The 12,883-nt window shown below is 36.8% G+C and carries 12 protein-coding genes; 9 read left to right on the top strand and 3 right to left on the bottom strand.

Translation table 11 applies throughout. From position 1 onward, the window contains the following. Nucleotides 1–286: 286 nt before the first annotated feature. Complete coding sequence (locus C1N55_RS02440; RefSeq protein ID WP_137727321.1) at nucleotides 287–1,261, bottom strand: ABC transporter substrate-binding protein; 975 nt, start codon at nucleotides 1,259–1,261, stop codon at nucleotides 287–289. Nucleotides 1,262–1,505: 244 nt separating this feature from the next. Between C1N55_RS02440 and C1N55_RS02445 the strand changes: the two genes are divergently transcribed. From C1N55_RS02445 to C1N55_RS02460, 4 genes are all read left to right on the top strand, one after another. Further along, nucleotides 1,506–2,507 (top strand): FecCD family ABC transporter permease, encoded by a 1,002-nt coding sequence (locus tag C1N55_RS02445; RefSeq protein WP_137727322.1) that lies wholly within the window; start codon nucleotides 1,506–1,508, stop codon nucleotides 2,505–2,507. Then, on the top strand, nucleotides 2,504–3,559 hold the full coding sequence (locus C1N55_RS02450; protein WP_137727323.1) for a FecCD family ABC transporter permease: 1,056 nt from the start codon (nucleotides 2,504–2,506) through the stop codon (nucleotides 3,557–3,559). Before C1N55_RS02445 ends, C1N55_RS02450 begins: the two co-directional genes overlap by 4 nt. Nucleotides 3,560–3,718: 159 nt before the next feature. After that, nucleotides 3,719–4,540, top strand: a complete 822-nt coding sequence (locus C1N55_RS02455) for an ABC transporter ATP-binding protein (RefSeq protein ID WP_137727324.1) — start codon at nucleotides 3,719–3,721, stop codon at nucleotides 4,538–4,540. A gap of 4 nt (nucleotides 4,541–4,544) precedes the next feature. After that, complete coding sequence (locus C1N55_RS02460; protein ID WP_168193783.1) at nucleotides 4,545–5,336, top strand: IucA/IucC family C-terminal-domain containing protein; 792 nt, start codon at nucleotides 4,545–4,547, stop codon at nucleotides 5,334–5,336. A 1,100-nt stretch (nucleotides 5,337–6,436) separates the two neighbouring features. Here C1N55_RS02460 and C1N55_RS02470 read toward each other — a convergent pair. After that, entirely contained in the window at nucleotides 6,437–6,856 is a 420-nt protein-coding gene (locus C1N55_RS02470) for a hypothetical protein (protein ID WP_137727327.1), read from the bottom strand. A gap of 333 nt (nucleotides 6,857–7,189) precedes the next feature. On the opposite strand from C1N55_RS02470, the gene nhaC reads away from it, so the two are divergent. The 3 genes from nhaC (at nucleotide 7,190) to C1N55_RS02490 (ending at nucleotide 10,878) form a co-directional block, all read left to right on the top strand. Beyond that, nucleotides 7,190–8,575 (top strand): Na+/H+ antiporter NhaC, encoded by a 1,386-nt coding sequence (gene nhaC / locus C1N55_RS02475; protein WP_137727328.1) that lies wholly within the window; start codon nucleotides 7,190–7,192, stop codon nucleotides 8,573–8,575. Nucleotides 8,576–9,353: 778 nt separating this feature from the next. After that, nucleotides 9,354–10,061, top strand: coding sequence for a YhfM domain-containing protein (locus C1N55_RS02485; RefSeq protein ID WP_168193784.1), 708 nt, complete (start codon nucleotides 9,354–9,356; stop codon nucleotides 10,059–10,061). Nucleotides 10,062–10,425: 364 nt separating this feature from the next. Next, nucleotides 10,426–10,878 carry a VOC family protein gene (locus tag C1N55_RS02490; RefSeq protein WP_137727331.1) on the top strand — a complete coding sequence of 151 codons (453 nt, stop codon included), beginning with the start codon at nucleotides 10,426–10,428 and terminating at the stop codon, nucleotides 10,876–10,878. A 287-nt stretch (nucleotides 10,879–11,165) separates the two neighbouring features. Here the strand turns inward: C1N55_RS02490 and C1N55_RS02495 are convergent, their stop codons facing one another. Next, on the bottom strand, nucleotides 11,166–11,318 hold the full coding sequence (locus C1N55_RS02495; protein ID WP_137727332.1) for a uroporphyrinogen-III decarboxylase: 153 nt from the start codon (nucleotides 11,316–11,318) through the stop codon (nucleotides 11,166–11,168). A gap of 258 nt (nucleotides 11,319–11,576) precedes the next feature. Here C1N55_RS02495 and C1N55_RS20965 point away from each other — a divergent pair, with 258 nt between their 5' ends. Then, nucleotides 11,577–11,921, top strand: coding sequence for a DUF4181 domain-containing protein (locus C1N55_RS20965; RefSeq protein ID WP_370452610.1), 345 nt, complete (start codon nucleotides 11,577–11,579; stop codon nucleotides 11,919–11,921). 187 nt (nucleotides 11,922–12,108) lie between these two features. Then, complete coding sequence (locus tag C1N55_RS02505; RefSeq protein WP_137727334.1) at nucleotides 12,109–12,828, top strand: GNAT family N-acetyltransferase; 720 nt, start codon at nucleotides 12,109–12,111, stop codon at nucleotides 12,826–12,828. The last annotated feature ends 55 nt before the right edge of the window (nucleotides 12,829–12,883 follow it).

Raw genomic sequence — 12,883 nt, forward strand, 5'->3', positions numbered from 1 at the left:
AAGATAAAAACAAGCTGAAAATATTGTATACTTTGCTGCGTAGCTTATTCCACAATCAGGAGCGTTTCTGTAATATTCATGAAAAGGGCAATTTAATAGAGCAAGAATTTCAAAACAAAATGGATATTTATGTTAATGTGGTTGGGGAAATAATCAATTTGGAACATTAATTTTGAGGATTAATTCGTAGTAGCCTGGTATTTATACTTTCCGAAAAATAGAAAAGGCGAGGTCATGGTAGCCTCGCTTTTTCCAATAATACTGAGAAATTTTTTCAAAGATAGTATTACTGAGTTAACAATTTTCCTAAATCATCCAACATCAAATTTGCAGCAAGTACACCACCGGCAGTATTCCAAATAGCGTCGCTTACTTCAAATGCATTCCCGCTCTTTACGGCATTTAGATTTTGCCAAAGCGGATCACTCGTCCATTCATTGGCAGTATCTAATGCTGCCTGATCACCCTGTGGTGCATAGGTAAAGTAGAATAGGTAATCTCCATCCATTTTCGGCGTTACTTCTTTGCCAACCTCTATAGCCAAGTTACCCAGCTTATTGTCTGGTGTGAAAAGCTCTGCTTGTTGGGCAGCACGTTTAAAGCCTAATTCTTCGAAAATTACACCGGAGAAGGAATCAGTATAATAGATACGAGATTTTCCAGCCATAAAGCGGACAACTGAAACTTCTTTGTTCACTTTGTCACCAAGCATTTCTTTTACTTCAGTAACATGTTTATCATAATTATTTAATACTTCGTTCCCTTTTTCTTCAAGATTTAACGCCTTCGCATATAACGTAAAGTTTTCTTTCCAGTCGCCTCGTAATGTTTCAGAGAAAACAGTAGGTGCAATTGCACTCAGCTGATCGTATACCTTTTCATGACGCAACTTGTTACCGATAATTAAATCCGGTTTCAATGTGGCAATCTTCTCTACATTGACTTCACCCTCTGTTCCAACCACTTCTACGCCATCCATATCCTTGCTGATATGCTCGTACCAAGGATCTCCAAGCCAAGATTGAACTGCACCAACTGGCTTTATTCCTAAAGCTAGTAATGCTTCTGTACCTTCGTTAGTAAGAATGACTACCTTTTTAGGTGTGCTTTTAATGGTAGTAGAGCCCATTGCATGCTCAATTTCATACCCATTGTCTTCCGTTTTCTCAGCAGTTTCTTCTTCTGTACCACCGCCGCATGCTGCTAATAAAAATACAGCCATTACGGAGAGTAGAGTTAAGAATAATTTAAATGCTTTCATTTATTATGTATCCCCCTTAAATATTGTTAATGATAATCATTTTCAATTGCAAATTTATCATAATTGAGCAGTATTACTGTGTCAATACATTTTTGTAAAAATTACATTAAAATCAATACTTATTTCCATAACAAAATATGATACAATTGAAAACGATTCTCAAACTTATTGATAATTATTTTCAATTGATGTGTTTCAATCGGAGTTCTTGCTCTACTAAAGAATAACGGAAGGGTTCCAAACGATGTTAAAAAGTACATTTTTTAAATTGCTGGGATTGTTTGCTGCCATCCTTTTGATGTTGTGGTTAGTGATTGCCAGTATAATCTTCGGCTATACAGATACAAGTTGGCGTACAGCCATCGAATCTTTCAGCCATTATAATGGCTCAAATGAACATATAATTATACAAACAGTAAGAATACCGAGAGCCTTAATAGCAGCAATGGTAGGAGCATGCCTTGCGATTGCCGGGGTTCTAATGCAAACGTTAACGAAAAATCCACTGGCATCTCCCGGGATTTTTGGTATTAATGCCGGAGCTGGCTTCGCTGTTGTCGCGGCAATGACCTTATTCTCTGTCAATAATATGCAGGGGTTTAATATCCTTGCATTCTTAGGTGCAGCTGTTGCGGCTATTAGCGTGTATGTCATTGGTTCCTTCGGTCGAGAGGGACTGACACCAATGAAGCTGACTTTGGCCGGCTCAGCAATTTCTGCGATGTTTGCTTCTTTTACCCAAGGGCTGCTCGTTCTTGATGAAGCACTCCTTGATCAGGTGTTGTTTTGGCTGGCAGGTTCCGTATCAGGTAGAAAATTAGAGACGCTAGTTTCTGTTCTTCCTTATATGGGGATTGGCTTAGTTGGCTCGATTTTAATATCTGGAAAAATGAATATTTTTGCAATGGGAGAAGACATTGCAAAAGGATTAGGTTTAAATACTGGCTTTGTAAAAATTGCTACTGGGTTACTTGTTATTTTGTTAGCCGGTGCTTCTGTCGCTGTTGCAGGGCCAATTGGTTTTGTTGGGATTGTAGTTCCACATTTAACGAGATCCATTATTGGAATTGACCATCGATGGGTGATTCCAATGGCGGGTGTATTAGGTGCAATTTTATTACTAGCCGCAGATATTGCCGCACGATATATATTAATGCCGTCAGAAATACCTGTCGGGGTTATGACAGCCATCATTGGAACTCCATTCTTTATCTACATAGCTAGAAGGGGGTTCAATGCTCGATGAGTAAATACAAAAATATCCGGCTCCTTAACGGCAAACTGTCAGTATTAGTTGACCGGAAGGCTATAAGTATTATTACGGTTTTAGCCATCATAACATTTGCAGTTTTTGTTATTAGTGCTGGTTTAGGAGAAATGAAGATTAATCCGCTGACGGTGATCAAAGTTCTCTTTGGTGCAGGTCCGGAAACGGAGCAGCTTGTGATCACTTCGTTTCGTTTGCCGAGGATAATCGTTGCTTTAGTGGTCGGCATCTCGCTCGCGGTTGCTGGGGGAATTTTACAGGGGATGATTCGCAATCCGCTAGCCTCCCCGGATGTACTGGGAATCACCGGGGGTGCTGCTGTTGCCGTTGTGAGTTTCTTGTCCATTTTCAGTGACCAAAATCATTCATTAACCGTCAGTATCGCCTGGCTACCGTTAGTGGCGTTTATCGGTGCTGGTGTAATTGGTTTCTTAGTTTATTTTCTTGCCTGGAAAAATGGAGTTTCCCCGATTCGCCTCGTGCTAATCGGAATAGGAATTTCCGCACTGATGCAGGCTTTAACGACCTTATTAATGGTCACAGGACCTGTTTATCAGGCAAGTCAAGCGAATATTTGGATCACGGGAACAGTCTACGGATCCAACTGGAATAACGTAGCAATCCTTGTCCCATGGGCGATTGTATTCTTTATTATAGCGATTGTTTCAGTAAGGATGCTCAATATCCAGGAGTTAGGCGATGAGGTAGCAACAGGACTTGGAGACAAAGTTCAAAAACATCGTTTTCTTTTATTAATGTTAAGCACGGCGTTAATCGGAATTTCCGTCGCATTTGCCGGCGCGATAGGTTTTGTCGGGCTGATGGCGCCGCATATGGCAAGAAGGTTAGTAGGTTCATCGTTCGGAGCACTGCTACCGACTTCCGCGTTAATCGGAGGCATTCTCGTGATGCTTGCAGACTTAATCGGCCGTACCTTATTTTCACCTCTGGAGGTGCCTGCGGGTGTATTCACTGCAGGAATAGGAGCTCCCTACTTTATCTATCTACTTTTTAAAACAAGAAATGCTTAAACAAATGTTGAGTGTTGATTCACCCTCTACATGGGTGGATATATGAGGTGCGCAGACTGTAGTGGGATTAGGGGGCAGAGAGTCCATTGAAAGTGAACTATTTGGAGAGCAAATCCATATTATTTGGATTTAAGAAATTAGTAAAGGAGTTTAGCGAAGATGACAAGTGCGATTGAGACGAAAAACTTATCGATTACCTATGGGGAGACCCTCATAATAGATGAGTTAGATTTAAAAATTTCAAAGGGTGAGATTACGGTATTTATCGGAGCAAATGGCTGTGGTAAATCGACGCTTCTTCGTTCCATAGCCCGTCTGCTGAAGCCAAAGTCCGGCTCGGTTATTCTTGATGGCAAAGCAATCGCTAAGCTTTCTTCTAAGGAAATTTCTCAAAAAATGGCAATTCTTCCTCAATCACCGTCTGCACCGGAAGGATTAACGGTCTTGCAGCTCGTAAAACAAGGACGCTATCCTCATCAATCATGGCTCCGTCAATGGTCAGAGGAGGATGAGAAAAGGGTAAACGATGCTTTGAAGGCGACAGGTCTTGAGGAGTTAAAAGAAAGAACGGTTGATTCTCTTTCTGGTGGTCAGCGGCAGCGCGCCTGGATAGCCATGACCTTGGCTCAAGATACTGATATTATCTTATTAGATGAGCCGACCACTTATCTAGACATGACTCACCAGATTGAGATCCTCGATTTGCTTTTTGAATTAAACGAAAAGGAACAGCGGACTGTGGTAATGGTCCTTCACGATCTAAACCTAGCCTGCCGTTACGCACATAATATTGTAGCAATCAAGGATAAGAACGTTTTTGCACAAGGAAAGCCTGAGCACGTCATTAATTGCAGTCTTGTAAAAAATGTCTTTGATATGGACTGTGAAGTGACAATGGATCCTTTGTTTGGCACGCCATTGTGCATTCCTTACGGCAGAGGTCGATGTATTTTAAAAAAGGCAGAAGCTACTCATGGTTAGTTCTTTGACGAAAAAAGAAATACAGATACTGCAAAAATATAGATTGAAAACAGAATTCACGCCTATTTTTAGAGTTGAAGAATTAAAAAATGATGATTTTTTACAAGAATTTATAGCGAAGCTCACAAAGGTAATCGGCGCCCCTTCAGAAAAAGTGGCTGCTTCCATTTTTATCAAAAGATATGCATTTGTAGCCGTTATCGCGCTCTATGCAATGACTTCCTGGAATAAAAAAGTGAATGTCAATCTAGATATGATAGACATGGAAGCGCCAGAGCTAGGAAAGAAATGGTTGCCGTCCGTTGAACTGAAGGATTTAACGGTCGAGGAATGGGATATGAACATTCAAGAACGTGCCGAATGGCGACAAGACGTCATTAGAAATCTTTTTTCCCAAAATATCTATCCTATCTTCACCAAGTTCGAAAAAACATTCGGCATTTCTAAATTAATTTTATGGGAAAACATTGCTATATACATATTCTGGCTATATGAAACAGAATTAAACAGTAATAATAAACAAGCTTTTGATGACTTTAACTACTTAATTTTTGAAGCGGATGGATCTTTGTTTTCCGAATTTAAGGGAAATCCGCTGCAAAGATTTTATGGTAAGAAGACAAGTATAGAACATTTGGGAGAAGAGGTCAGAATGAGAAAAACATGCTGTTTCTCTTATCAGCTTGCAGAAAGCAACAAGCGGTGCAAAACATGTCCTTGTGCTCATCTCTCTAAGGATGGAGGGTGTGTCAATGAAAATGAAGACATTTCCTGCTCAGTTCAAGATTACGCTTGAAACCAGAAATTATAGGGTAGAGATATAGTGGAAAATAATTACAGCAATTGTTTTCTTAATAGGACAATTATTGATTAGAATATTTTAAAAAAAGGATAACTAATTTTTCCTTAATTTACAAAATAGTAGGGTAGCGATTCTGTAATAAGTAACAGGATCGCTTTGAACTTATGCTTCGTTGGAACAATAAAAAGTAACAAAGAACAATAGGGTGTATTTCTTTAATTAAGGAATGCATCCTTTTCCATTTAATCGAATAAAATTTTTTAAAAAACCAGGAGGATTTATGGTAATATTTGGTTGTAAGTCTAAATTTTACAAGTGTTTGTTTTCTTTTTGGTAAAATTTAATTTGACATATGGAGGGAATTATAGTGGACTTATTTTTTATTTTTAATATGTTTAGAAATATAATATCAACTTTTTTTCAAAACGGTATATGGATAATAGGTTTTTTTTACTTATTGAATAAAACATTTGAAAGTGAAAGGCTTATAGACTTTTCTAAATATGTTATCCTAATTATTTTGGCTTTGTTATTTCTTTATTCAGTTTTAGTGAGCATTTAACTTTCAGTGCTTCTTAAAGTAATGGGGGAGTTTCTTAAATACAATATTTAACAATAGGGCGCTTTTCTTAAAAACGACATTGTGCGTTATTTAGTTAAATGCCATTTTCTTGAATAAAGCCTTTTGATAAATTTTTCTAAGAACTGTTGTCATGATATAATTTTTAATATTGGATGTAATCGCTTTATACAACAAATATAAGGAGGCAAAGCAATTGAAAAAATATTTACTTTCAATCGTTGGGCTTGTAATTGCTACCATAGGGTATTATTCCAATCTTAGTGATGCCCCGAAAGCGCTAATACTTCCCTGTTATTTATTAGCTGCAACATGTTTTGTAACCCAGGCCACAACTATGATAAAGAAAAGGCAATTTACGTGTTTGTCACAAAAATAAGCAACCGTAGAAGATAAGAAAAATGACTCGATTCCACTAAAATAGGAATCGAGCCTATATAATTTAAACCACCAGTAACAATATGTTACCAGATCCACTCGACACATTGTGAGGCTAACTTATAAATAACTCGGTTTATTTATACAATTCCTTATATAAAACATATTTCAAAGCAGAAATTTCCTCTTCAGACAGTTTACCTTCAATTTCGGATAATATTTCATCCTTACTAATTGAACCATTTTGCGCTTGTTCCTGAATATCAAGTAAACGATTAACGCCTACTTTTTTTATTAACACACGTGTCGCTTCTTCCTTAGTTTGGAAGGGAAGCGTATCCGGATCTGTAGTTGCTGCTTCGCTTACCATTTCTTGAACCTTTGAATCGTTCGCGATATAGGATTTTACTTCTTCTTGCTTTTCGTCATCTAAAGTAGATTCCACTTTTTCGATAATTTTTTCGGAAGCGATATTTGTCCCAAAATGCCACACAGCATAGCCAGCTGCTCCGAGTAAAACAAGAATTATTGCGGTAATTGTTAAAAACTTTTTCATCAACTCACTCCTGACAATATGAATATAGCACAACTTCTCCTAAACCACGAAGAAAAGATGCCATCTATGATTGGTTTAATAACAATGATTTGAGATTCCCAATCAGATAATTTTTCACCCTGATATATTGATAGCATAATTATCTATTATGAGTTGCATAGGTAAAGTAGAATCGATAATCAGCATCTATTTTAGTTCTTTGACTATTTTCATTTCTTAAAATCTCTCCCAATATTGACATTTAGCAAATACGTGCTAGAATGATATATAACTTCATTGCGTTGAAGCGTTGAAGTTTAAAGCGCGAAATTATATCATCTAGGAGTAAGCAAAATGTTTTCTATTGAGGCAAAAACAAAATCGTCGTTATTCGAAGCAGTATTCATTGTAATCATCGTTATTTCTTTAATTTCTATTGCAATAGGCAAGCTTGGTACTGTACCACATATCCCTATTCTTTTATCTATTATTCTTCTCATTTTTTACGGTTTGCTAAAACGTGTGCCATTTAAAGTGTTGGAAGAAAGTATGAGATCTGGAGTCATTACAGGAATAGGAGCTATTTACATCTTCTTTTTAATAGGTATCTTAATTAGTAGCTGGATTGTAAGCGGTACGATACCAACGCTTTTATATATAGGATTTTCCCTTGTATCGGCTAGTTTCTTTTATGCAATTGTATTTATCATTACAGCAATTATCGGTACTGCAATTGGTAGTTCATTGACGACTGTAGCGACGATTGGGGTTGCTTTTGTAAGTATTGCAGGAGCCATTGATGCATCGCTTGTCTTGACGGCTGGCGCTATCGTATCGGGAGCGTTTTTTGGCGATAAAATGTCGCCATTGTCAGATACAACAAATTTAGCTGCGAGTATGGTCAATATTGACTTATTTGCACATATTAAAAATATGAGTTGGACAACGATTCCTGCGTTTTTAATTAGCGGTGTCCTATATGCTGTTTTATCCCCTTCAGGTGCAGAAGTAAATAACACGACTATTGCGTCCTATCAGGCTAGTTTACAGGCTTTAAATTTTGTACATTGGTATTCGATTGTGCCACTGCTGGTCTTGATTGTTTGCACATTCAAAAAAGTGCCGGCATTTTTAACACTTATTGTTAGTTCCCTTGTGGCACTTTTCTTATCAATATTTCATACATCTTTATCACTTAGTGAGTACTGTGCAATTTTATATAGTGGATATGTTTCTGAAACAGGTGTTGAAGTAATTGATTCACTCTTAACTCGTGGTGGTATCAGTAGCATGTTCTTTACAATTATGTTAGTGGTGCTTAGCCTCAGCATGGGTGGATTATTGTTTGCTTTAGGTATTATTCAAACATTGCTTAGCAAAATCGAAAATGCATTAAAGTCAGTTGGTGCATTGATTACAGGAACGGCTCTTACTGCAATTGGTATTAATATAGTAGTTGGAGAACAGTATTTATCAATCTTATTAACAGGGGAAGCCTTTAAGGAAAAGTATAGAGAACTAGGCTTACATCCGAAAAATTTAAGCCGGGTAATGGAAGATGCGGGTACGGTCGTTAATCCGCTTGTCCCTTGGAGTGTGTGTGGTTTATTTATTACCTCGATGCTTGGCGTTTCCGTGATCGACTATTTACCTTTTGCTTTCTTTTGCTTACTAAGTCCTATCCTTACGATAATATTTGGATGGTTAAATCTGACAATAACAAGAAACAAAACATACTAACATTAGTAGTACAAACCAAGGTCTTGGTTTGTACTACTATTTTTTTATAGTAGAAGTGAAGGAAGGTCGACCAGCTTCTGGAATCATGTATGTTATTTCTTCGTTATAGGGCCCGTATGTTCAGGAAAGTAAAAGCAATTTTAAAGTTGATGTTGTGGGGAGGTAACTTATGTTCGTTATAGCATTCATTATATTTTCAGTATTTAAAACGTTAATCGAGATGATTAACGTTTATACATGGCAGATGGCGGATATCTGGTGTTAACAGGATTAGATTCAAAGAATAATTTCTAATTATAAAAGTCCGGCCGGTTCTAAAGTAAGACGGAACGATAAGCTTACTAAGGTCAGGAGCAGTAATCTAATATAGAGTTGGAGTCGGAGGAGAACAGTGGTAGGCGTCAATGTTTCTTAAAGCAATCGAATATTCATTCCATCTTCCACCGAAAAACCTGTAGCCATAAGCTCTTTCATGCCCAACAGCGGTCAAATAGAACCAGAAATTGTCTCCGTTGCGAAGCCACATATACGTGAAACGAAATATACAATTATCAAGACCCCGGATATTCTGGCCATAGAAAGGTGTTCCTTCTAAATTTTGCATAAGTCAAGATTCACTCCTTAATAAAATTAGACATATAACCAGTTTATGCTTAATGTAAAAGCTCGGATTGGATGTACGCCCTAAATACTTTATGGGTGTCAAACCCAATGTCATTTTTATTGTGTTTTGAAACTTTTTTCTAAAATTAATGTCCAAATAAATGGGGGAGATATTTTGAGAAAGATAACTATAATACTTTCGGTAATTAGTTTTCTATTAGTTGGCTGTTCTATCGAACCAAAAAGTCAAATAAGCGAACCAACAACTGGACAAAATGAAGAAATATACTCTAATGCTAAATTGATTGAATTGGAATTAAATAAGGCAGAAGAAATAGAATTATTTAAAGAGGCGTTAAGTGATTCGAAAAAAGAGCCAGGCATCGTCAATATGACAAATCCACAATTTCAATTTAGTCTAGATGAAGAATCATTTTTCCTCTGGGTTACAGAAGAGTCTGGAGCGATAATGAACATAAAAGATACACACGAAATTTATACGCTATCAAGTACCTCTGCTAAAGAAGTCTATGATTTTGTTAATATAGGCCACTCACAGCAGGTTGAAGAAGTAGTTTATGGTCACATTGATATTCAGAATTTAGAGGGTTTAGATAAATTTATTCAAAAGGTAGAAAATCAAAAAGAAGCAAAATTAAATATTATTCAGTATGGGACAGAGGGGCAAAGAGGGGTTAGGACATTAACCTTTGATGGAGAACAAGTGAATGTTTTTCATAGTGTAGATGGGAATTTTATTGAGGAATATAATTGTGAAAAAATAATAATTGAAACTGAGGAAGAGATAAAAAAGTATTTTCTTAGCGGTTGTACAGGAAGTTTTAATGGGGATTTTGAGTTAATATCAGTTCTAGTTACGTAACAATTTATATATAGAAACGAAAATAAATACGCTCAAAGCCTGTTTAGCAGGTGCTCCAATCGTGACAAACGAAGGAGAAGGGAAAATAGCGTTTTCTCTTCGTAACGATATTAAAACAAAGTCTTTGTTCTCAGGACCAGAGACTTTGTTTTCACGAACCAAGGTTCGCGAATAGTCCAAAATAAGAGGATTTACGAAGTGTTGTTCGTTAACAAGCTGTTATAAGACATACCTGAAAACCTAGTTTCACATTTTCTTATCCTGTCACAAGGAGATATCTCTTTGGAAGGAATTTGTAAATTTTTAATAGAATAATTATGAAGATTATCAGAAAATAAATTTTTACACATAAGGAGCTAAAACTATGGCAGTAAACAACTTAGTAAGAATGGACAATGTCGGCATCGTTGTAGAATCCCTTGATGACGCAATCTCTTTCTTCGAGGAAATTGGCTTGAACCTCGAAGGGCGAGCCACTGTCGAAGGTGAATGGGCTGGCCGCGTAACCGGACTGGGTTCTCAGTGCGTAGAAATTGCTATGATGGTTACCCCAGATGGCCACAGTCGTATTGAACTTTCGAAATTTCTTACCCCACCTACTATAGCAGATCACCGGACTGCACCTGTCAACGCTCTCGGTTATCTACGCGTCATGTTCACCGTTAAAGACATTGACGAAATGGTAGTCAGACTCACAAAGTATGGCGCTCAGCTTGTTGGCGAAGTGGTTCAATACGGGGACTCGTATCGGCTCTGCTACATTCGTGGAGTCGAAGGACTTTTAATCGGTTTGGCGGAACAACTCGATAACGAATAAGTAACGGACTTATCTAACAATCCTTTATTGAAATATCCATTACTGAAGAAAAAAATATTAGAAGAAATTTTTATTCAATATAATGGCGCAATTCTTGAAAAGGAATTGTGTCTTATTTAGCTTAAGAGCCAGAATGTGTAGCAAACCTCGAAAAGATAAAAATTATTAAAGCAAAAACAGAAAAATTATAATGTTATTTGAGAACGAGTTAGGTTAGGGTCATTAACCTATAAGTATTTAAAAAGTGCCTGGGCACCATTAGCACCCAAACACTTTTTCTTAGCAGATTAGCCAATTGAATCTTCATTCTGATTTTGTAAATGATTATTTTCATTAATCGATTGGTCATAAGCGAGAAGTGTTACTTCTAATTTCTCTTCAAGCTGTTTTAGCTCTTGAATTTGCTCTTGATCCAGCATTGCAAATTTTGATTTATTCACTAGGTTCACTTCCTTTATAAAATAGTTACGAAGAAAGTATGTGAAAGTGTTTTTATGTTTAATCAGTTCAGCTAGAGTTTATACACGAATTACGTGGCTGAATCAACTGATTTTTGAAAATTGTTTTTTAGTTAATCCATTACATGGCGCAATTCTTGTACAAGGAATTGTGCTTTTTTAATCATTTATGGTAATTTATGTAATAGATGTAGTTGTTGTAATTTGAATTTTGAATGTCTAACGGGGGCGGGACTTTTGATGATTTTTATTATTTCTTCCATAGTTATATTTGGATTAGGAATACTGTCTGATCATTATTTAAGAAAGAAATTTGGAATTGAAAATCGTAAGGGTTTTAGCTTTAAAAGCGTTAATAAGCTACAAAGATGGGTTGAGAGAGGTTTTATAGTCATATTCCTCATAGCATTATGGTTTTTAATTGATTACGCATTACTGTTGTGTGTTTCTTATTTCGTTGTAATGAATCTATTCCGTTCCCTAATGGAATGGAGATATGAAAGGGGAAAAAAGGAATACATCTTAACTTTGCATTCAATTATGATGTATCTGCTCTTTGTAGGTTCTTACTCATATTTTCTTTAAATAAAAATGTCTATGAGATATTTTGCTATACGGCGCAATTCAGAAGTAAGAACTGTGCATCTTCAACAAAGGATTAACCGGTACCCAGAATGGTTGAGGAACCGTAAAAGACGGGAGCATCAGGCAATGTCATTAAATGTTTAATCATATTGCGCAGATGCTTAGGCTATTAAAGGAGGGAAGTAACTTGAACTTATTTACTATCATCAAAAATCAGCAAGAATATTGGCTGGTGGATCAAATCAAAAAAGATGGTATTCCAAAAGAGGAATACTTACAACAATTATTACAAATCCTCGAGGAATGGGACCATCTGGAGATTGGCTATTTATCTTTGCTGATGGATGAACGATTTGAAAACTGGCTGCTCCAAAAAAAGTTTTGCAAGATTTCAAGTATTGCCGAGTACACAAGAAAGCTGGATAATTTACCGGAAATAGATGATCAAATCGTTTGGCATTCTCTTTCAGAAGGATTGCTGGATGATGCGGAATACGGGAAATTATATGATTTATGCCGATTGGGGTCTGCCAATAAGAATACAAAGCAGCCAATGGATCAAGTCATGAATTCACTAAAAAATGAATTAGGACCGGAGTGGCGCGATCACTGTTATTATTTTACGAAGGATGATGCTTTAACTGGGATAAGTATTCCTCATATTGAAATAAGAACAGAAGACGAAGGAAGATTATTTTATTTCGGCGTAGTCCCTCATCTAAGAGGGCAAGGAATAGGGGAAAAGATACATAAAATCAGTCTAATGTTACTCAAGAAATTCCTGGCCAACTATTATGTCGGCAGCACCGACGTGAACAATTCCTATATGATTAAAATCTTTGAGAAAAATGGATGCGAACTCCGCGATCGGAAAGGGATTTATAAGATTGTTAGGTCTAAACCATAAAAGAGCTTGAACGGAACATGGGGATAAGTGCATTATTTTCGCTTTAACTAACGCC

The organism is Lysinibacillus sp. SGAir0095 (assembly GCF_005491425.1).
Taxonomy (GTDB): domain Bacteria; phylum Bacillota; class Bacilli; order Bacillales_A; family Planococcaceae; genus Ureibacillus.

Excerpts from the sequence above, each read along its gene's own strand:
- C1N55_RS02440 (WP_137727321.1), bottom strand. The coding sequence starts at position 1,261 with ATGAAAGCATTTAAATTATTCTTAACTCTACTCTCCGTAATGGCTGTA.
- C1N55_RS02445 (WP_137727322.1), top strand. The coding sequence starts at position 1,506 with ATGTTAAAAAGTACATTTTTTAAATTGCTGGGATTGTTTGCTGCCATC.
- C1N55_RS02450 (WP_137727323.1), top strand. The coding sequence starts at position 2,504 with ATGAGTAAATACAAAAATATCCGGCTCCTTAACGGCAAACTGTCAGTA.
- C1N55_RS02455 (WP_137727324.1), top strand. The coding sequence starts at position 3,719 with ATGACAAGTGCGATTGAGACGAAAAACTTATCGATTACCTATGGGGAG.
- C1N55_RS02470 (WP_137727327.1), bottom strand. The coding sequence starts at position 6,856 with ATGAAAAAGTTTTTAACAATTACCGCAATAATTCTTGTTTTACTCGGA.
- nhaC (WP_137727328.1), top strand. The coding sequence starts at position 7,190 with ATGTTTTCTATTGAGGCAAAAACAAAATCGTCGTTATTCGAAGCAGTA.
- C1N55_RS02490 (WP_137727331.1), top strand. The coding sequence starts at position 10,426 with ATGGCAGTAAACAACTTAGTAAGAATGGACAATGTCGGCATCGTTGTA.
- C1N55_RS20965 (WP_370452610.1), top strand. The coding sequence starts at position 11,577 with ATGATTTTTATTATTTCTTCCATAGTTATATTTGGATTAGGAATACTG.